This window comes from Aquabacter spiritensis (genome assembly GCF_004346185.1).
GTDB classification, from domain to species: Bacteria; Pseudomonadota; Alphaproteobacteria; order Rhizobiales; family Xanthobacteraceae; genus Aquabacter; species Aquabacter spiritensis.
Genome location: NZ_SMAI01000015.1, coordinates 61,278 through 79,870 on the forward strand (window position 1 = coordinate 61,278; position 18,593 = coordinate 79,870).

General features: G+C 66.3%; 20 protein-coding genes. 1 reads left to right on the forward strand and 19 read right to left on the reverse strand.

The genetic code is table 11. From position 1 onward, the window contains the following. Nucleotides 1-61: 61 nt before the first annotated feature. The 5 genes from EDC64_RS19620 to EDC64_RS19640 are packed head-to-tail and all read right to left on the reverse strand — an operon-like array spanning nt 62 to nt 4,697. A complete protein-coding gene (locus EDC64_RS19620; RefSeq protein WP_132034551.1) occupies nt 62-949 on the reverse strand; it encodes an intradiol ring-cleavage dioxygenase in 888 nt (295 codons plus the stop codon). 9 nt (nt 950-958) lie between these two features. Next, complete coding sequence (locus EDC64_RS19625; RefSeq protein ID WP_132034553.1) at nt 959-1,861, reverse strand: NAD(P)-dependent oxidoreductase; 903 nt, start codon at nt 1,859-1,861, stop codon at nt 959-961. Between the two features lie 10 nt (nt 1,862-1,871). Further along, entirely contained in the window at nt 1,872-3,233 is a 1,362-nt protein-coding gene (locus EDC64_RS19630; RefSeq protein WP_132034659.1) for an amidohydrolase family protein, read from the reverse strand. A gap of 6 nt (nt 3,234-3,239) precedes the next feature. After that, complete coding sequence (locus EDC64_RS19635; protein WP_132034555.1) at nt 3,240-4,322, reverse strand: maleylacetate reductase; 1,083 nt, start codon at nt 4,320-4,322, stop codon at nt 3,240-3,242. Nucleotides 4,323-4,370: 48 nt separating this feature from the next. Continuing rightward, nucleotides 4,371-4,697, reverse strand: a complete 327-nt coding sequence (locus EDC64_RS19640; RefSeq protein ID WP_132034557.1) for a Dabb family protein — start codon at nt 4,695-4,697, stop codon at nt 4,371-4,373. 108 nt (nt 4,698-4,805) lie between these two features. On the opposite strand from EDC64_RS19640, the gene EDC64_RS19645 reads away from it, so the two are divergent. Further along, entirely contained in the window at nt 4,806-5,720 is a 915-nt protein-coding gene (locus EDC64_RS19645; RefSeq protein WP_132034559.1) for a LysR family transcriptional regulator, read from the forward strand. A gap of 219 nt (nt 5,721-5,939) precedes the next feature. Here EDC64_RS19645 and EDC64_RS19650 read toward each other — a convergent pair whose 3' ends face one another. The 14 genes from EDC64_RS19650 to EDC64_RS19715 all read right to left on the reverse strand — a co-directional run bounded on the left by EDC64_RS19650 (nt 5,940) and on the right by EDC64_RS19715 (nt 18,462). Next, complete coding sequence (locus EDC64_RS19650; protein WP_132034561.1) at nt 5,940-6,356, reverse strand: hypothetical protein; 417 nt, start codon at nt 6,354-6,356, stop codon at nt 5,940-5,942. Between the two features lie 36 nt (nt 6,357-6,392). Further along, nucleotides 6,393-6,596, reverse strand: coding sequence for a hypothetical protein (locus EDC64_RS19655; RefSeq protein ID WP_132034563.1), 204 nt, complete (start codon nt 6,594-6,596; stop codon nt 6,393-6,395). Nucleotides 6,597-6,628: 32 nt separating this feature from the next. Beyond that, a complete protein-coding gene (locus EDC64_RS19660; RefSeq protein ID WP_132034565.1) occupies nt 6,629-7,219 on the reverse strand; it encodes a 3-phenylpropionate/cinnamic acid dioxygenase subunit beta in 591 nt (196 codons plus the stop codon). 28 nt (nt 7,220-7,247) lie between these two features. Next, on the reverse strand, nt 7,248-8,057 hold the full coding sequence (locus tag EDC64_RS19665; RefSeq protein ID WP_132034567.1) for an SDR family NAD(P)-dependent oxidoreductase: 810 nt from the start codon (nt 8,055-8,057) through the stop codon (nt 7,248-7,250). After that, nucleotides 8,054-9,415, reverse strand: a complete 1,362-nt coding sequence (locus EDC64_RS19670; RefSeq protein ID WP_132034569.1) for an aromatic ring-hydroxylating oxygenase subunit alpha — start codon at nt 9,413-9,415, stop codon at nt 8,054-8,056. Before EDC64_RS19670 ends, EDC64_RS19665 begins: the two co-directional genes overlap by 4 nt. 48 nt (nt 9,416-9,463) lie before the next feature. Beyond that, nucleotides 9,464-10,699: an NAD(P)/FAD-dependent oxidoreductase gene (locus EDC64_RS19675; protein ID WP_132034571.1), complete on the reverse strand. Its 1,236-nt coding sequence runs from the start codon at nt 10,697-10,699 to the stop codon at nt 9,464-9,466. Further along, nucleotides 10,696-11,019, reverse strand: coding sequence for a 2Fe-2S iron-sulfur cluster-binding protein (locus tag EDC64_RS19680; RefSeq protein ID WP_132034573.1), 324 nt, complete (start codon nt 11,017-11,019; stop codon nt 10,696-10,698). The genes EDC64_RS19675 and EDC64_RS19680 overlap by 4 nt, the downstream gene beginning before the upstream one ends. Before the next feature lie 406 nt (nt 11,020-11,425). After that, nucleotides 11,426-12,844 carry an FAD-binding oxidoreductase gene (locus EDC64_RS19685; RefSeq protein ID WP_132034575.1) on the reverse strand — a complete coding sequence of 473 codons (1,419 nt, stop codon included), beginning with the start codon at nt 12,842-12,844 and terminating at the stop codon, nt 11,426-11,428. 11 nt (nt 12,845-12,855) lie between these two features. Beyond that, on the reverse strand, nt 12,856-13,656 hold the full coding sequence (gene hpaI / locus EDC64_RS19690) for a 4-hydroxy-2-oxoheptanedioate aldolase (RefSeq protein WP_132034577.1): 801 nt from the start codon (nt 13,654-13,656) through the stop codon (nt 12,856-12,858). Between the two features lie 8 nt (nt 13,657-13,664). Next, nucleotides 13,665-14,465 (reverse strand): 2-oxo-hept-4-ene-1,7-dioate hydratase, encoded by an 801-nt coding sequence (gene hpaH / locus EDC64_RS19695; RefSeq protein ID WP_132034579.1) that lies wholly within the window; start codon nt 14,463-14,465, stop codon nt 13,665-13,667. Beyond that, entirely contained in the window at nt 14,458-15,333 is an 876-nt protein-coding gene (locus EDC64_RS19700; RefSeq protein WP_132034581.1) for a fumarylacetoacetate hydrolase family protein, read from the reverse strand. Before EDC64_RS19700 ends, hpaH begins: the two co-directional genes overlap by 8 nt. 62 nt (nt 15,334-15,395) lie before the next feature. Next, nucleotides 15,396-16,376, reverse strand: coding sequence for a 3,4-dihydroxyphenylacetate 2,3-dioxygenase (hpaD, locus tag EDC64_RS19705; RefSeq protein ID WP_132034583.1), 981 nt, complete (start codon nt 16,374-16,376; stop codon nt 15,396-15,398). Nucleotides 16,377-16,498: 122 nt separating this feature from the next. Continuing rightward, nucleotides 16,499-18,016: a 5-carboxymethyl-2-hydroxymuconate semialdehyde dehydrogenase gene (gene hpaE, locus EDC64_RS19710; protein WP_132034585.1), complete on the reverse strand. Its 1,518-nt coding sequence runs from the start codon at nt 18,014-18,016 to the stop codon at nt 16,499-16,501. Between the two features lie 50 nt (nt 18,017-18,066). Then, a complete protein-coding gene (locus EDC64_RS19715; protein ID WP_132034661.1) occupies nt 18,067-18,462 on the reverse strand; it encodes a 5-carboxymethyl-2-hydroxymuconate Delta-isomerase in 396 nt (131 codons plus the stop codon). Between the last annotated feature and the right edge of the window lie 131 nt (nt 18,463-18,593).

The window sequence follows — 18,593 nt, forward strand, 5'->3', positions numbered from 1 at the left end:
TTTCCTCCCTCCGCAACAGGCCCGTTTTCCGGGCTCTCCGCGTCTGCGGTCTTTCTGGTCCTCAGGCCGCCCGCGAGGCGGTCTTCGTGCTCGGCTTCAGGTGAAAGTCGTAATTGAGGTGGCAATAGTCCCGGTCTACCTGCCGGCCGTCCGGGGCCTGCCCCGCGGGCTCAACCTGGAAGTCGCGGATGAGTGAATCCTTCACCCCGAACACCGCGTCGGAATCCAGATACTGGTCGCCGGAAACGAAGACGTGGGTGACGAGGACCTCATAGCCGGGCGCCTCGATCATGAAATGCACATGGGCCGGCCGCCAGGGATGACGCCCCTGCGCCTGAAGCATCTTGCCCACGGGGCCATCGTGCGGAATGGGATAGGCGGCGGGCTTGATGCTCCAGAAATGGAACTTGCCGTAGGCGTCCGTGCGGAACCGCGCGCGGCCCGCAAGGCCCGCATCGTCCGCCGTGCTCTGCACGTCGTAATAGCCGTCATCGTCCGAGTGCCAGACATCGACGATGGCGTCTTCCAGCGGCATGCCGTCCGGCGCGCTGACCGAGCCCGTCACCAGCATGGGCTGGCCCACAAGCCCGCCGGAAATGTCGGCGCCGGCCGAAAACTCCGGCGGCTCCGGCACATAGAAGGGGCCGAGCACCGTGCTTTCGGTAATGGTGCCGCCGGCCTCGTGGTTGATGGCATCCACCAGCATGGAGACGCCCAGTGTGTCCGAGAGCAGGATGAATTCCTGCCGCGATCCGGTGCACATGTGTCCGGTGGCGGTGAGGAAATCGATCCCCGCCGCCCATTCCTCCTGGGTGGGGCGCACCTCGCGCACGAAGGCGTGCAGGTGGCGCACCAGCGCCTCGCTGATCTCTTTGATCCGCGGGTCCGGCGCGCCGGAGATGCGCTCCAGGACGGCGTCGGTGATGGTGAACTGGTTGAAGTTCCGCATCATAGCCTCCTATTTGCCGAGGTCCGGCTCGCCGAGCCCGGCCATCCATTCCGAGAGCCGCACCGTGGCGCTGAAATCCGCCTCGCCTTCGCCGCGTCCGATGAGGGCGCCGTAGAGTTCCCGGGTCATGCTGGCGAGCGGCATGGACATCTCCGCCGCCTGCCCGGCCCCGACGATGAGGTCGAGATCCTTCGCCATCTGGCGGCAGGAGAAGGAGGAATTGAAATCGCGCTTGGCCAGGGTCGCGGCCTTGTAATGGACCATGGGCGAGCCCACGGCGCTGTCCTTCAGCACGTCGAGAATATCCTGCCAGCCGATATTGCCCTTGCGGCCGAGCACGATGCTCTCGCCCATCATGGCGGCGGAGACCGCGATCATGAGGTTCACCGAGAGCTTGGCGTAGCGGGCCTCCTCCGCCTCGCCGAGATATTTTTGCGCCCGCGTATAGGCGGTGAAGACCGGCAGCAGCGTGTCGAACGCCGCGCGCGGGCCGGAGACGAAGCAGGTGAGGTTGCCGGTATGGGCAATGGAGGCATTGCCCGAGACCGGCGCGCGCAGATAGGCGATGCCGCGCCCCTCCGCCGCCCGGCCCACCTGCGCGGAGATTTCCGGGCTCACGGTGGAGGTCTCCACCAGGATGGCACCGCGCCGCAAGGCGGAAAGCAGTCCGCCCTCCGCCATGGTCACGGCAGCGAGGGCCTTGTCGTCGGGCAGCGAGGTGAAGACGATGTCGCTCTTGGCGGCGTCGGCCAGCGTCGCCACGGGCGAGACGCCCTTGCCGGCGGCGGTGGAGATGGCGCCCTGGTCGCGGTCAAAGCCGGAAAGGCGGAGCCCCTGCTCCACCATGCGCCCGGTAATGGGAAGGCCCATCTTGCCGAGGCCGACCCAGCTTATGCTTGGCGTCTCACCCATCTTCATCTCCCTACGCGGCCGTTTGGCGAAGGCCGAGATCGTGCACGATGCGCGCGCCCGAGGCGGCCAGCTCGGCCAGCTTGGTGTCGAGGCCCGGATAATCGAGGCGCCCCGCCCGCTTTCTGAACCGGCCCGCGATCATCACCGCTTCGATGTCGCCGCGCCCGGCCTGCATGACCACGGTGGCCACCGGGTCGTGCACCGGCTGGAGGTGCAGCGACCGCGCATCGACCAGCACGATGTCCGCCTGCTTGCCCGGCGTGAGCGAGCCGATGCGGTGTTCCTGGCGCAGCATGCGCGCACCCTCAACGGTGATCCAGGAAAGAGCCTGACGCACACGCACCGTTGACGTCGCCGGGATGGCGCCCGTCGCGGCGCGGCTTTTGGCATTGTCCAGCGCCCGCTGGGTGGCAAGCGCAATGCGCGCGACACCCAGCATGTCGCCGGCCAGAACAGATTCGATGTCGACGCCCACCGAAGGCGCGGCGCCCAACGCCAAGAGGCGGCCGGTGACCGGGAAGCCGTGGCCCTGGCTCATCTCATTTTCCGGCGTCGCGGAGAAACTGGCGCCGCAGGCGACCAGCCGGGCGAACAGGTCGTCGGACAGGTCGTTGCCATGGACGATATTGATCGAGCGATCCACCAGCCCCTCGTCCAGCAGCGTCTCCCAGGCGCCCGGCGTCTTCGCCGGCCCGCCGCCCTGGTGCATGGAGGTGACAAGGCCGAACTCCTGCGCGAGGCGGAAATCGGAGAGCGCCACGGGCAGCGTGGAATAATGCGGGCCGAGAATGGCGAGGCCGAGGGTCATCAGCCCCTCATCGCTGGAGAAACGCCCGCGCCGCAGGCGCTCCACCTCGTGGCGGGGGTGCGGCACCTCGGAGAAATGCGGCTCGCCGGGCTTGGGATCAGGCTTGGGCGAGCCGTGGAAGAAGGCGGCGCGGATGCCGCTTTCCGCGAGGGCCTCCACGGCCGCATCCGTGTGGTCCGGCGTCGGGTTGTTGTGGCACCAGTCCACCAGGGTCGTGGCGCCGGCATCGATCTGGCCGAGCGCGCCCACCAGGGTCGCGATGCCGATATCCTCGGGCCGGAAGCGGGTGGCGAGGCCCGCATGCACCCAGCGGAAATATTCCAGCAGCGTCCAGTCCGCCGCGAGCCCGCGCAGGCCGGTCTGCCATGTGTGCATATGCGCGTTGATGAGTCCCGGAATGGCGATGCGCCCCGCCGCATCCACGCGCTCGGCGTCTGGCGCCGCGATATGCGGCGCGATGGCGGCGATGCGCTCGCCCACCACCAGGATGTCGCCGCGCGCGAGATCGCCGACCGTGTCGTCCATGGAGACGATGGTGGCGCCGGAGATGAGGATGGGGCGCACCATGGCTCAGGCCGCCCGTTGCGCGGGGGCGCCGGGCCGCTCGCCGGCATAGGCGCGGGCGATCAGGTCGCGGACGGCGTCGCGCGCGATGGGGCGCGGGTTCCAATACGGCTTCTCGACGGCGATGTCTGCCGCCCGCTCGATGCCGTCCGCCGGCATGCCGATCTGCGAAAGGGCTTGCGGCACGCCCAAGGCCCGCACCAGATCGAACAGGCCCCGTGCCGCGTCCGGAGCACCCAGCGCGCGGGTGATGGCCGCCATGGCCTCGGGCGCCGCGGCGGCGTTGTAGGCCACCGCGTGGGGGAGGACGATGGTGTGGGTTTCGGCATGGGGCAGGTTGAACGAGCCGCCGAGCGCGTGGCAGAGCTTGTGGTGCAGCGCCATGCCCACCGCCCCCAGCACGCAGCCGCACAGCCACGCTCCGTAAAGCGCCTTGGTGCGCGCCTCCACATTGTGGGGCTCGTGGACCAGGATGGGCAGCGCATCCGCCAGCGTCCGGATGCCATCCTCGGCCATCAGCGAGATGACCGGGTTCCGGTCCTGCGCATAGAGCCCCTCCACCGCATGGGCGATGGCGTTGACGCCGGAGGTGGCGGAGAGCGCCGGCGGCAAAGTCAGGGTGAGGTCGACGTCGTAGATGACGGATTCGGGCAGCACATCCAGGGACCTGATGGTGGTCTTCAGCCCGTCCTTGGTTTCGCCGAGGATGGGGGTCATCTCCGAGCCCGCATAGGTGGTGGGGATACACACCTGCTTCACTCCGGTGCGCAGCGCGAGTGCCTTGCCGAGCCCCGTGGTGGAGCCCCCGCCCAGCGCCACCACGCAGGTGGCATCGGAGGATTTCAGCGCGTCCAGCGCCGCGTCGGTCACATCCGTCGGCGTGTGCATGGCCGCGCCGGGGAAGACGCCCGCGAATGCGCTGCCCAGCAACGCGCCGATGCGCCGGCCTTCGGTCTCCTGCTGGGGCGTGGTGAGCACCAGCGCGCGGGTCGCGCCCAGATGCGCCACTTCGGCGCCGACCGCCGAGACCATGCCGCGCCCGAACCGGACCCGGATGGGCAGCGCCTCATAAATGAATGTGTCCATCATCCGTTCGTCCCCGTGGCGGGTGCGGCCCGAAGGCCGCGCCGAGGAAAATCAGCCGCGCACGCTTGCCTCGATGGCGTAGTCCACCTGAAACCGCGCGGTGCGCAGGTCGCCCAGCTCCTGGCGCACCCGCAAATGCTCGGGATGGGTGGCATAGGCTTGGAGATGGGCGGCGTCCGTGAACTCGGTCACCAGCACCACGTCGCAGGCATAGTCCACGTCGGAGACGTCCACGCCCACCTCGATATGGTTCAGCCCGTCGATGCGGCCCTTCAGCCCCTCGAACGCGGTCTTGACCTTGAGGCGTGCCGCAGCGCGCTCCTCTGCGGTTTCACCACGCAGGCGCCACATGACGATATGCCTGACGGGACCGGACATCCGGCGTTCCTCACCCAAATTGGTTCTTTGTTGGCGAAGAGTTTTGGCTTGCGGGACGCGGAAATAAACACGTATTTTTGCAACGGTCTTTTCCACTAGGCGGAAAAATTGGATCGCCTCACCCAAATCGAGGTCTTCGTGAAGACCGCAGAACTCGGCAGCCTGTCGCGCGCCGCCGAAGTGCTGGGCATGTCCAACGCCGCGGCGAGCCGTCACCTCGCCGCACTCGAGGAACGCCTCTCCGCCCGCCTCATCGAGCGCAACACCCGCCGCCTCTGGCTGACCGAGGCGGGGCAGGAATTTCTCCAGCGCAGCAGCGCTGTCTTGAACGAACTGACCGACGCGGAAGAGGCCATCAATGCGCGCACCCTCTCCCCCACGGGCCTGCTGCGGGTGACGAGCTCGCTCTCTTTCGCACTGATCTATCTCGCGCCCATGCTTCCGGCGTTCCGCGCCCTCTATCCCAAGCTGAACGTTCATATCGCGGCGGCGAACCGCTATCCCGATTTCATCGAGGCGGGCATAGACGTCGCCATTCGCACCCGCCTGCACGAGCCGGACACCAACATCATCGTGCGGCGCCTCGGCCGCATGCGCCGCGTGCTTGCCGCCTCTCCCGCTTATCTCGAACGTTGCGGCATGCCCAAGGAGCCCGCCGACCTTACCCGCCACGACATGCTGGTCTACAACCTCGCCGCCGATCCCTTCTCGCTGCGCCTCACCAAGGGCGACATCGAGCGCATCGTGCGCATCTCCGGCGCGCTCGACAGCAATGACGGGCAGATCATCCGCGAGGCGGCGCTCCACGGCCTCGGCATCCTCATCCAGCCGCTCTACATCGTGCAGGGAGACATCGAGGCGGGAACCCTCGTGCCGGTGCTGCTGGACTGGGACCTGCCCATGCTCACCATGAACATCGCGTACCAGAACCGGGTGCAGCTCCCCGCCAAGATCCGCGTGTTCACGGACTTCCTGGTGAACTATGTGCGGAAGAATTCGAGCAGCCAGATCTGGGCGGGATAGGCGGCAGCATTTCCGCCGAAGACCCGGCGTCGGAGGACGGTCATGCCTCGGCTAAGATCTCTCCCTTTTCCTTCAATACGTTCCGCCTGAAGAGCCGGTTTGCAAACTCACGGGCGGGCGTTTCTGCGGGCGAGATTGCCGCCATGGCAACGAGGATCACGTGTCGTAATATTCATTCTAAAATTTTGTTTTGATGTATTGATTTATACGAAATCAAGTTTAGCCCCAAAGGGGGTGCCGCGGTGTGAGAAAGTCGTCGGTGAACTCTCCGCGAGAAATCTTGACGGGAATTTCTCCCTCCACGCCGAGTTCGAAGATATCCGAGCCTGAGCGGTTCGTCGGCGCGGTGAGGGCCTCCAGGCGCAAGGCGATCTGCGTCGCCTGCCACGCATTGAGCCGCCATTCGAAGCCGTCCGCTCCCTGGCGCAGGCCGTATCGCCGATCGTCGTCGCTTTCGGGAACAAGAACCAGCGGCGACCGCCCCATAGCTCCCGCGATGCGCTCGTGCACGGTGATGGGTTTCAGTTCCCGAGAGAAGACCCGAAGCAGGCCGGCCAGCGCCGTAAGATCCTTCACGTCTCCTAGCACCAGGAAGACCGGATGAAAATCGCTGGGCATGTGGGCGAAGCGCAGCATGTCGTCCTCTCGCGGGCTCGGGAATGAAGGTGGGCGTCAGCCGGCGGGCGTGAGCAGGCGCACGATGTCCTGGGCATGGCAGAGCTGCGGCTCCTCAGAGGGATCGGGCTCCGCCGTCGCGGTCTCAAGCGTGCGCACCTCCACCCACATGCCGTCTTCCATGTTCGCCACCACCTGCGCGAATTCCCCTTCGCGCAGCTGCAGCCGGTCTCCCGGCTTGAGATCGAGCATGTTGATCATGGACTGTCCTCCCGGCTGGTTGTTCTTGCGCGTCAGAAGAAAATGGTGAGGTTCTTTGCCAGAAGGATATTCTGGTCGAGGATAATCTCACGGCGTGCCACCTTGAAGCCGTTCGCCGTCCGGCGCAGCGTGTCGTAGCGTTTGCCGACGAAGAAATAGGTCTCGTACTCGACCCGGTTCTGATAGACGAGGAAGCGCGAGCGCACCTCCACCTCTTCGCCCGTCGGCGCATCGGGCCGCACGCCGACCACCTGCACGTTGCTTACCATATGGCAGACCCGCGAGAGCGGTTCTTCCGCGTAGTGCACGCCGGTGAGAATCTGCTCTACGCGTTTGGTCAACGTCCATTTGTCCTCGTCGAACCAGCTTATGCCGACACCGAGCTTGGTGTTTTCACGCTCGGCGTGCTGGCCGAACTTCACGTTGCGGCGGATGGGCATGAAATAGACGATGTCCTCCGCCAGGAGGTTGAGCCAATCCTTGAACCGACGCTCGTCGAGCAGATCCGCCTCCATGTAGAGGAAATCCTCCACGTCGGCTTTCAGACGATAATAGTCGGCGTTGCGGGCGAGCGGGGCTGGCGTCTCGACGGGAGCCGGCGCCTCGGCGCTGGTGATGGTCATGGTTGGGTTCTCCTTGGCTGGCGCGACATCAGGATTGCGCGGGCTTGGCCGGGACGGGCCCGCCCTGGTGGGCGAAGCAGCCCACGTCGATCACGGTGCCGGAGAGGGTTTCCGCCTCCGGGCTCAGCAGGAAGGCGCAGACATTGGCGACGTCATCCCCGGTCACGGGCCGGCCGGCGGCTGATCCCACCGCCCCCTTGCCGAACAGATGGGCGTTCTCTCCCATGCGGCCGAGGCTCATGCCGGTGATGATGCCGCCGCCGCCGGGAACGACCGTGTTCACCCGTACCCGCTGATGCAGATGGTCGTAGGCGAGCGCGGCGCTCAGGGCGAGGAGGCCGCCTTTGCTGGTGCTGTAGGCGGCCATGTTGGGCTTTCCCCAGCCGGCGCCGGAGCCGATATTGACGATGGCGCCGCCGCCCGCCGCGATCATGTGCGGCAGCACCGCGCGCGCGGTGAGATAGGGCCCGCGCAGGTTCACGGCGCAGATGCGATCGAACATGGCCTCGTCGGTGTCCAGTACCGTGCCCAAGGGGCCAATGGCGGCGTTGTTGACGAGCCCGTGGATGGTGCCGAAGCGCGCCAGCGCCCGCTCGGTCACACGGGCCACGTCGCCAGCGCAGGAGACGTCCGCCTCCATGAGCTCGGCATCCAGGCCCTCGCCGTCCATCACCGCGCGTAGCTCGGCGATGCCGCTCGCCGCGGTGCTTGAGACCTGTGGCGCCTCAAGGCCGAAGGCCACCACGCCGTAACCGCGGCGCGCCAGCCCCAGCGTGATAGCGCGCCCGATGCCGAAGGTGCCGCCGGTGACGATGACGGCCTTGTGCTTGTCGTTCATTCAGCGGCGTGCCGCGCGGCACCCTTCCGATCTCCGCCGGTAATCTCGTCCCACGAGGCATTGCGCATGAAGGCGGCCCAGCCGTTGTAATAGCCGCGCGCGATCTGCTCGGTGACCTGGAGGCTCACGTCGCCGCCCAGCGGGTGGTCGCTGGTATAGGCACCGAGCGACTGCTGATAGTTGAAAGGATAGCGCCGCGCCACGGTGCCCATGCTGGCGGAGGTGGCGTAGAGCCAGTTCTCCAGGTCGTCCTGCTCGGTCATGCCGGCGGGGCCGGAATAGCGCATGTAGTAATGGCGTAGATAATCCTTCACCTCCTGGGGCGCGTCCTTGTCGACCAGGAAGAAGCGCCAAGCCTCCGTGGAGGTGGGGCTGTGGGGATGCCAGGCGCACAAGCCCCGTGGCTGGCGGCCGTGATACGACGTGTTGGGGAAGATGGTGCCCACGAAGGGCAGAAGTCGCGCGCCGTCCCCCAGGCGACGCTTTCGCTCCTCGTAGCAGTGGCGGAAGTATTCCTCCAGCACAGGATTGTCGAGGAAGGATTCCACGTATTGGTTCTGCTCCGGCTGGATGGCGCTATGCACGCCATGACCGACCGGGAAGCTCACCCATACGTGCTGGGCGACGGCCAGCTCATCGTCGCGCCGGCCCTTCTTGCCGGAGGCCGCGCTCGGGCCGATGCCGATGAGGTCCACCGAGCGGTGGCTGGGATTGTGATAGGTGTCGCCCAGGAAGTTCTCCGAGGCGAACTTCCAGTTGGCGGGGAAGATCCATTTGTGAACCCCGATGACTTCGGAGCCCCCCTCGCGCCCGTCGCGGCAGTCGAGCGCCTGGTCGAGGTGGATCTTGGCATCGCCCAGATAGGTGAGAAAATCCGGTGCTTCCGGATCCCAGGTGGCCCAGATGGTGCCCTTGTAGTTGGCGAGTTTGGCTACCGAGACCAGGGAGTTGGCTTCCCGATCCAGCACCCCGTCATAGAGGGACTTGTAGAGCGGCACGCCCTGGAGCCGGCCGTCCGTGGTGTAGGTCCAGGAATGGTAGGGGCAGGTGAAGAGCGAGGTGTTGCCGGATTCGTAGCGGCACACTTTCATGCCGCGGTGGCGGCAGGAATTCAGGAATACATGGATGATGCCGGCCTTGTCCCGGCACAGGATCACCGATTCCTCGCCCATGCGGGAGGTGTAGAAATCGCCCGGATTGGGCACGAGGCTCTCGTGGCCCACCATGAGCCAGGCTCGGGTGAAGATCTTCTCCAGCTCGGCCTTGTAGATGTCGGAATCGACGAAGAGCTCGCGGCTGATAAAGCCGTCCTGGGTGTTGACCAGTTTGTCGATGGAGTCGAAGCGATATCCACTCATCGGGCGTTCCTCCAAAGGTTCTTGAATTCTTGGGTCTGCGGTTGCGCCTCACGCCGCCGTCGGCAAAGCGGCGACGAAGGCTTTCAGATCGAAGCCGGGCGTGGCGACGACCTCCATGGAAGGGGTGCCGCCGCTCTGCAGCAGTTTGCGCATGGCCATGTGGTCGGCTGCCCGGTTGACGGATTCAACACAAGCCAGTCGCCCCCTGTGGAAGCGGCAGACGGAGAAGCGCCCCGTGCTGGGATCGCCCAGCACCAGTGTTTCGTCGTCCGGCCGGCCGAGGCCGGCGATCTGCAATTTGTGGGCGCCTTGGTCACTCCAGAACCACGGCACCGCACCATAGGGCGCCGGCCGGCCGCACAAGCGCCGGGCCACCGCTCGGGCCTGATCGGTGGCGTTCTGCACGCTCTCGATGCGCACCGGCCCATCGGCGAACGGGCTGGGGGATGAGGCGCAATCGCCGATGGCCGAAATGGACGGATCGGACGTGAGGAGGTCGGCGTCGGTGCATATGCCGTTGCCGGTGGCGAGCCCCGCCGCCTCGGCCAATTCCACGTTGGGGATCACGCCTATGCCCACAACCACGAGGTCCGCCGCCACGCGCCGGCCGCTGGTGGTGTGGACCTCGGCCGCCTCGCCGTCCGCGCCGGTGATCGCAAGGACGCCTTCCGCGAAATGGAAGACGACGCCCATGTCGCGATGTGCCTGCGCGAAGAACACGGACATGAAGGGCGAGACCGCTCGCGCCATGACACGCTCCGCCGCCTCGATCACCTCCACCGCACATCCGCTCTTGGCGGCCACCGCGGCAAATTCCAGGCCGATGAAGCCGGCGCCCACCACCACCGCCCGGCGGGCGGTGGTGAGGCGCGCGCGCAGGCGGCGGGCATCCTCCAGGGTGCGCAGCATGAAGACGCCGTCGAGATCCGCGCCGCGCACCGGAAGCGCACGGTTGCGCGCGCCCGTGGCGAGGATGAGGTGGTCGTAAGCCAGCTCCCCTCCGCAGGCGAGCGACACGCGGCGCGAGGCACGGTCGATGGCCTCTACCCGCTCGCCGGTCACCACGCGGATGTCCTGGGCCGCATAAAGGTCCGGCTGACGCACGCGCAGGGCGGCTTCGTCTGCCTTGCCCAGCATGTAAGCCTTGGACAGAGGTGGGCGCTGATAGGGCTGCTCGGACTCTTCCCCGACCAGGGTGACGGGGGCCTGATACCCTCCGTCTCTCAGGCTCAGCGCGGCCTGCGCCGCCGCCTGGCCCGCCCCGACGATGACGACGCCGCTCATGCCTGCGCCTCCGGCAGGTGCACGATGAGGCCATCCAGTTCGTCAGACATCTCGATCTGGCAGCTCAGCCGGCTGAGGGAGGTGCGCGCGGAGGCCGTGCAGTCGAGCATGGCGTCCTCATCCTCGCCGCACGGCCCGACGCGCTCGCTGAAGGCAGCATCCACATAGACGTGGCAGGTGGCGCAGGAAGCGGCGCCGCCGCATTCGGCGAGGATTCCGGACACCCCGCTTGCGAGCGCCGCGTGCATGACGCTGACGCCATCAGCCACCTCGACGCACTGCTCGGTGCCATCCGGCTGGATGTACGTGATCCTTGGCATTCCTTCCCCTGACCGTGTCTTGCGAAGAAAGCCCGATGAGGCGGGCCGTCGATCTATGTCCATCAGGTGGACTCAATTCTCATTAAATGAAATAAAAGAAGATCCCGGGTTCGGTTGTCAAGCGGCCGAATCCCAATCGAGGAAGAAAATGTGGGTCGACGCCGTCTGTTCGCCGATCGCTGAAGCAGCCAAAAGAAAAGGACATGAGCAACGCGGACGCGCGACGAGAGAGCGGCGCCCGAATGCATCGCCATGTCGCGCACATTTGAGCAAGCCGGCGGTGAGGCCGAGGACGCGAGAGGCGGCATTCACCTCCGGAGAAGGTGACGAAGCGGGTTTTATCGTGCGGCCCACAAGGACAGTGCGCGCGATGTGTGGTGCGCGCTACGTCCGCTTTTAGGTCCCATTAGACAAGGATCTTCCCCGGATTGAGTAGGCCTGCGGGATCCAACGTGCTCTTCAGGGCGCGCATCAACTCCAGCTCCACCGCGCTTTTCTGGTGCACCAGCTCTGCCCGGTGGAGTTGGCCGATGCCGTGCTCGGCGCTGATGCTGCCGCCCAGTGCCCATACCACCGCGTTCACCGCCTCCTCGATGGCTCCGCGCCGCATGGCAAGTTCCGCCGCTGCCATGCCAGGCGGCTGGCAGGCGCTGAAATGCAGGTTACCGTCACCCAGATGCCCGAAGCCGAACGGCACGAAACCTGGCGCAAGAGGCATGATCGCCGCGCACAATCTGGTGTAGAGCTCCCCCACGTGCGCCAGCGGCACCGAGAGGTCGAAGCGGAAGGAGAGGCCCAGATGGCGATGCACGTCCGAGAACGCGTCGCGGATGGCCCACAGCTCCTCCTCCTGCGCCTTGGAGCGCGTGAGCACAGCATCCAGCGCCCACCCGTCCTGCACGGCGCGCGCGGCGAGCACCTCCAGCGCTTCGTCCACTGGATCAGCGCCAGCCATGCGCACCAGCAGATACCAGTCGGCCTCCAACGCCATGGGTGGCCGGCACCGCACCACATGGGTGCACGCCTGTTCGATCCCCATGCGCGGCATGAGCTCGAGGGCGCAGATGCGCCCGCCGCCCGCCACCAGCACCTCTTCCGCTATGGCCGTACACGCCTCGAGCGAGGCCATGGCGAGGAGCGCCGATCCACTTTCCCGCTCCAGGGGATGAAGCCGCAGCGTCGCGGCGGTGATGATGCCCAGCGTGCCTTCCGAGCCGATGAAGAGATGCTTGAGGTCGTAGCCCGAATTGTCCTTGCGCAGCGCCTTCAGGCCCGGCCAGAGGCGCCCGTCGGGCAGCACGACTTCCAAGCCGAGCACGAGGTCGCGGCAGCTGCCATAGCGCAGCACGTTCACGCCCCCCGCATTGGTGGCGATGAGGCCGCCCACCTGGGCGGAGCCGCGTGCGCCGATGTCCAGGCCGAAATGCCGCTCATGGGCGCGGGCGGCCTCCTGCACGGCAGTCAGCGTCGCGCCCGCTTCCGCCACCAGGCTCCAGTCAGATGGCGTAACCGAGCGGATGGCATTGAGGCCGCCGAGCGAGAGCACCAGGGCCGGCGCCCGGTCGCCTGCAGGAATCGCGGCGCCGCAAAGGCTGGTATTGCCCCCCTGGGGCACCATTGCGATGCCGTTTGCCGTGCAGAAGGCGGCGAGCGCCTGCACCTCCGCTACCGTATTCGGTCGGGCCACCGCCAAGACCGGGCCGGAGAACCAGCGCCGATAGTCCGTCCCGGCGGCCTGACGTTCGTCCTGGCCGTCCCGGATCAGGCCGGGGCGCGGAAAGGCGTCTCTCAGGGCGTCGCGCCGGGCGTCGACGGACGGGCTCATGGGGTTTCTCCCTAATAGACCGAACCGGTGGCCGGCTTTTCCCGAGCGGAACCGTGGAACGCCGCCAAGTGCCGTGTGGTGGCCTGGCCCAGCAGACCCACGTCGGTTCCGATCGCGAGGAAGCTCACCCCGTCGGCGAGATAGCGCCGCGCCAGCATCAGGTCGGAGGTGAGGATGCCCGAGGGCTTGCCCGCGCCATGGATGGCCTCGAGCCCGAGGGCGATGGCCTCCAGCACCTCCGGCGCCCCGGGGCGGCCGAGAAAGCCCATGTCGGCGGCAAGGTCTGAGGGGCCGATGAAGACGCCGTCCACGCCGTCCACGGCCGCGATCTCGGCAGCCTTTTCGAGGGCGCTCAGGGTCTCCACCTGCACCAGGAGACAGATCTCGGCATTGGCGGTCTGGAGATAGTCGGGAATGCGGTTGAAGGCCGAGGCGCGGGCCAGCGCGGCGCCCACTCCGCGCATGCCGTGGGGTGGATAGCGCACCGCCCGCACCAGGGCCTGCGCCTGCTCGGCGCTCTCCACCATGGGCACGAGCAAGCTCTGCGCGCCGATGTCGAGCACCTGCTTGATGAGCCACGTCTCGCCGATGGGTGGGCGCACCACCGCATGGCTCGCCGTGCCGATGGCCTGGAGCTGGGACAGCAGGCTCGGAATGTCGTTGGGCGCATGCTCGCCGTCCAGCAATAGCCAGTCATACCCGGCGCCGGCGCAGATTTCCGCAGTATAGGGGCTGGTGAGGCCGAGCCAGAGGCCGATCTGCGGCCGCCTCTCGGCGAGGGCCTGCTTGAAGAGGTTCTTGGGAGCGGGCATGGCGGACCTCAGGCGAAGTGGCAGCTGAGCGTGCCGAGGGGGCCGAAATCGGCGAAGATGGTGTCGCCGTGGCGGGCCTCAACCGGGCGGATGAAGGAGCCGGCCAGCACGATCTGCCCCGCCTCCAGCGCCCCGCCATAAAGGGCGAGGCGGTTGGCCAGCCAAGCGATGCCGCGCGCTGGATGGTTGAGCACCCCGGCGCCCAGACCGGTCTCCTCCACCTCGGCGTTGCGGAACACGATGGCGCCGGCCCAGCGCAGGTCGTCCTTGGGCGAAACCGTGCGCGCCCCGGTGACGATCCCCGCATTGGCCGCATTGTCGGCGATGGTATCGATGATGGTGCGTGCCTTGCCGGTGGCCGCGTCCACTCGGTGGATGCGGGTGTCAAGGATTTCCAGGGCCGGCGTCACATAGGCGGTGGCGTCGATCACGTCATAGAGGGTGACGCCGGGGCCCTTGAGCGTGTCCTTCATCATGAAGGCGAGCTCCGCCTCGATCCGCGGCTGGATGAAGCGGTCCGGCAGGACGGTGGCGCCGTCGTCGAAGGCCATGTCGTCGAGCAGCACGCCGGAATCCGGCGTTGCGATGTTGAGCGCAGATTGCATGGCCTTGGAGGTGAGGCCGATCTTCCAGCCGATGACGCGCCGGCCGGCTTCGCGCTTCATGCGCACCCATTCCGCCTGGATGGCGTAGGCGTCGTCCATGGTGGCGCCGGGGTGCTTCAGCGAGATGAGGGCGGTTTGCGTTCGGGTGCGCTCGGCCTTGTCGAGGCACGCCGCCTCGGCGGCGATCTGCGCCGGCTCAAGCAAGGTCCGCCTCCTCGTCGATCACGGTGTTGCGCAAGGTGCCGAGGCCTTCGGCCTCCACGTCGATCACATCGCCCGGCTTCAGCCAGACCGGCGGATCGAGCCGCGCGCCGGCGCCCGTGGGCGTGCCGGTGACGATCACGTCGCCGGGCACCAATGTGGTGAAGGTGGAGATGTAGGAGATGATGTTGCGGAAGGAAAAGATCATCCGCGAGGTGCGGTCGCGCTGGCGCACCTCGCCGTTCACCCGCGTCTCAAGGGCGATGTCGGCGATCTGGCCTTCGCCGGTGAAGGGGATCAGCCAGGGGCCCATGGAGCCCGAACCGTCGAAATTCTTGCCCTGGGTCACGTTGAATTTGGCGTGGCGCGCCCAGTCGCGCAGCGTGCCTTCGTTGCACAGGGAAAGCGCGGCCACATGGCCGAGCGCCTCCGCCTCGCGGATGCGCCGCCCGGCCTTCCCGATGACGAGGACGATCTCGCCCTCATAATCCAGCTGCACGGATTCCGACGGCCGCACCAGCGCCTCGCCATGCCCGACGAAGGAGCGGGCGAAGCGAATGAACAAAGAGGGCTTGGTGGGCGCCGCCTGGCCGTCCCTGTACTCGGCATTGCGATCCGGGAAGTTCACGCCCACGCAGATGATCTTTTCCGCGTCGGGCACCGGGATCTCGTAGCGTATGGCGTCCAGCGGCATGTCCGGCGAGAGGCTGTAAGCCGCTTCCGCGAGCTGGCCTAGCGCGCCGTCGGCGATCGCCGCGCGCAAGCTCGGCCATCGCGCGCCATGGCGTGCGGATAGGTCGACCAGTCCGCCATCGCGCGCGAGGCCATAGCCTCTTTTCCCATCGATGCTGAAGGTGACGAAGCGTGTCATGACATCTCCCTGCCCGCCGCCGGGGCGATGGGCTGTGCGCGAGGCGCTGCGTGCGGAAGCGCTCAGGGCGCGATGATGGGCTGGGCCTTCAGGATGGGCTCGCAGACCTCGGCGCCGTTGAAGAGGCTGCCATGCTCGAACCAGGAGCGCGGCGCAGGCGCGCCCCATAGGGTCTGCCGCTGCGGATCCTTCAGGTCCCACTTGATGGGCTCGAGATCGGGGTCCACCGTCTGGTAGTCGGAGCAGTAGATCTCGATGCGGTGGCCGTCCGGGTCCAGCACGTAGAGGAAGAAGGCGTTGGAAATGCCGTGCCGCCCCGGCCCGCGCTCGATGTTCGCCAGATAACCGGTGGTGGACATGAGATCGAGCAGGTCGATGATATTGAGTGGCGTCGGCACCCAGAAGGCGGTGTGGTGGAGGCGGGGGCCACGACCGTTGGTGAAGGCGATGTCGTGCACGCCGCCTTTACGGTGCATCCACGCCGCCCACAGGCGCTTGCTCTCTTCGTCCTCGGTGTATTCGGTGACGCGGAAGCCCATCTCATTATAGAACGCAACGGAGGCGTCCACGTCTTTGGTGAAGCAGTTGAAATGATCGATGCGCAGCGGCTTCACGCCGTGATAGAGCGCATATTTCTGGTGAATGGGCGCGAGCCGATCCATCTTGAAGTAGAACTCAAGTGGCGTGCCAAAGATGTCCTGGGTGCGCAGGGTGCGGCCCTGGAACGGCCGCTCCACCCAGCGGGCGGCCAGGCCTTTGGCCTCGAACCAGTCCTTGGCCTTATCAAGATCCTCTTCCGAATAGACCTTCATGCTGAGCACCTCCACCTTGGCCTCCGTGCCCTTGCGCAGCACGAGGCAATGGTGGCCGCGCTCCTCCATGGCGCGCAGATGGATGGTGTCCTCATCCGCGTGGGTGATTTGAAGGCCCAGCGTGTCGGCATAGAAGGCGCGGCTGCGGGCGAGGTCCGTCACGACCAATTCCACATGGCTGAGCCGGACCACGTTGAAGCTCGGATAGAGATTCGGGGCGGGAATGGGCACGTCTTCCTCCAGACTTCTTTGATTGAGGCGCCGTCTGCTTGATGCAGTCGGTCATTTCCTGTGACGTGCGCGGACCGGTCAGGCGCGAGCCGCGCATGTATGCATTGGGTGCAAGGCGGCGATCAGCCCCCTAGGCGGGGGATGGGGTGGTCCGCCGTGGCAAAGGCCACGTTCTTCGTTTCCATGTAGAAGTCGAAAGACCAGTCGCCGCCGTCGCGGCCGATGCCAGAGCTCTTCACCCCACCGAAGGGGGTGGGGAGGTGACGCACGTTCTCCGAATTCACCCAGAGCATGCCGGCCTCCAGGCGCTCGGTCATGCGCAGGGCGCGGCCGAGATCTGAGGTCCACAGATAGCCGGTCAGTCCATAGGCCACGTCATTGGCGAGGGCGAGGGCATCGGCCTCGTCGTCGAACGGAATGGCGGTGAGGACGGGGCCGAAAATCTCTTCCTGAGCCACACGCATCTTGTTGTTTGCATTTGTGAAAAGCGTAGGCGCCACGTAGCAGCCGCCGCCCGGACCTTCCACCTTGCCGCCGCCGGCGGCGATGGTGACGCCCTCCTCGCGGGCGAGGCGCATGTAGCTCAGAACCTTCTCCTCATGCACCGGGTGGATGAGCGGACCCACCACGGTCTCCGGGTCGAGCGGGTGGCCCACCTTGATGCGCTTCGCCTTCTCCGCCACTTTCCGGGTGAAGGCGTCGTAAATGCTGCGCTCCACCAGGAGCCGCGAGGACGAGGTGCAGCGCTCGCCATTGAGCGAGTAGATCATGAAAACGGCCGCATCGGCGGCGCGCTCAAGGTCCGCGTCGGCGAACACGATCACCGGATTTTTGCCGCCCAGCTCGAAATGCACCCGCTTCAGCGTGGCCGCGCCCTGGCGCATGATGTGCGAGCCGGTGCGGCTCTCGCCCACGAAGCCGATGGCCTTGATGGCGGTATGCTCCGTGAGCGCTTTGCCCGCCTCCTCGCCGAGGCCGTTCACGAGGTTCCACACGCCCTTGGGCAGGCCTGCGCTCTCGGCGATCTCCACCAGCAGGCGTGCGGTGAGCGGCGAAAACTCCGCGGGCTTGTGCACCACCGTGCAACCCGCCGCCAAGGCCGGCGCGATCTTCCACGTGGAGAGCATGAAGGGCGTGTTCCACGGCGTGATCACGCCCACCGGGCCAATGGGTGAGCGGCTCGTAATATTGAGCTGGCCTGCGGCGCGCAGCGATTGCCCATCGCGCGCTTCCGGCGCGCGGTCGGCGAAGAAGCGGAAATTTTCCGCCCCGCGCAGTGCCGCCTTTGACATGAAGCGCAACGACTGGCCGGTGTCCATGCATTCGACCAGGGCGATCTCTTCGGCCCGCGCCACGATGGCGTCGGCAATGCGGTGAAGCAGTGCTTTGCGCTTTTCTCCCGGCATGCCCGCCCACGCTTCGAATGCGCCCTTGGCGGCCGCGGCGGCGCGCGCGACATCTTCGGCCCCGCTTCGCGCCACCCGCGCCAGCGGCTTGAGATCGACCGGTGAGATGACCTCGAACGTCTCTCCGCTTGCAGCGGGCACAGCTTCGCCGTTGACCTGATTCAACACGCCATCATTGCGGAATCTCTCCAGATGGATTTCCGCCTTGGAGAGATTTTCTTCGAGCGTGGGCATGCGATCCTCCGAGCCCGTCTTGGTGCGGGGCCATATGGTCTCTTTGGGTATCAGGCGCCGGCTACGACCCGCAGCCGCGGATGAATGGCATTCTTCTTCCAGCTGAGCGCCGAATTGATTTCGTTGACCTCCAGGGAGAGCGCGAAATGTGAGGTCGACAGCAGGGGCGCAAGATGTCGGGAGGCCGTCTCGAAGAGATGCTCTCCAACTTCCTTGATGTCCCCCAAGGGGCGCCCTTCGCCGATGCGCATCTGGATGTGAAGGAAGCTGTTGCGCGGGTCGAGGTCGGCAACTGCGTAATGACGCGCAACCATGGCCCGCACCCGGATCGCACCGAGCTCAAACATTCCGCTACTCAACACGGCAGCGTGAAGCGCTCGGCACAGGGTGTCGAGGTCGGTCGCCGTTTCGAGGTTCTCGGAACATTCAAGTGTGATGTGCGGCACAGTTGTCGGCCTTTCAAGTTTGATGTACATAACATGTTAAATATCTTCGGGCCTGTCAATACGGGCCCCGTGACGTGTCGGTGTCGGCGATGCCGGAGAGGGGCCGCGACGAGTGAAAAAACGCTTTATAT

Bases quoted from the DNA above. Each gene is read 5' to 3' on its own strand.
- EDC64_RS19640 (WP_132034557.1), bottom strand. From the start codon at position 4,697: ATGTCCGGTCCCGTCAGGCATATCGTCATGTGGCGCCTGCGTGGTGAA.
- hpaI (WP_132034577.1), bottom strand. From the start codon at position 13,656: ATGCCCGCTCCCAAGAACCTCTTCAAGCAGGCCCTCGCCGAGAGGCGG.
- EDC64_RS19660 (WP_132034565.1), bottom strand. From the start codon at position 7,219: ATGACCATCACCAGCGCCGAGGCGCCGGCTCCCGTCGAGACGCCAGCC.
- EDC64_RS19650 (WP_132034561.1), bottom strand. From the start codon at position 6,356: ATGCTGCGCTTCGCCCACATGCCCAGCGATTTTCATCCGGTCTTCCTG.
- EDC64_RS19675 (WP_132034571.1), bottom strand. From the start codon at position 10,699: ATGAGCGGCGTCGTCATCGTCGGGGCGGGCCAGGCGGCGGCGCAGGCC.
- EDC64_RS19625 (WP_132034553.1), bottom strand. From the start codon at position 1,861: ATGGGTGAGACGCCAAGCATAAGCTGGGTCGGCCTCGGCAAGATGGGC.
- EDC64_RS19700 (WP_132034581.1), bottom strand. From the start codon at position 15,333: ATGACACGCTTCGTCACCTTCAGCATCGATGGGAAAAGAGGCTATGGC.
- EDC64_RS19620 (WP_132034551.1), bottom strand. From the start codon at position 949: ATGCGGAACTTCAACCAGTTCACCATCACCGACGCCGTCCTGGAGCGC.
- EDC64_RS19670 (WP_132034569.1), bottom strand. From the start codon at position 9,415: ATGAGTGGATATCGCTTCGACTCCATCGACAAACTGGTCAACACCCAG.
- hpaE (WP_132034585.1), bottom strand. From the start codon at position 18,016: ATGCCCACGCTCGAAGAAAATCTCTCCAAGGCGGAAATCCATCTGGAG.
- EDC64_RS19680 (WP_132034573.1), bottom strand. From the start codon at position 11,019: ATGCCAAGGATCACGTACATCCAGCCGGATGGCACCGAGCAGTGCGTC.
- EDC64_RS19685 (WP_132034575.1), bottom strand. From the start codon at position 12,844: ATGAGCCCGTCCGTCGACGCCCGGCGCGACGCCCTGAGAGACGCCTTT.
- EDC64_RS19655 (WP_132034563.1), bottom strand. From the start codon at position 6,596: ATGATCAACATGCTCGATCTCAAGCCGGGAGACCGGCTGCAGCTGCGC.
- EDC64_RS19635 (WP_132034555.1), bottom strand. From the start codon at position 4,322: ATGATGGACACATTCATTTATGAGGCGCTGCCCATCCGGGTCCGGTTC.
- EDC64_RS19665 (WP_132034567.1), bottom strand. From the start codon at position 8,057: ATGAACGACAAGCACAAGGCCGTCATCGTCACCGGCGGCACCTTCGGC.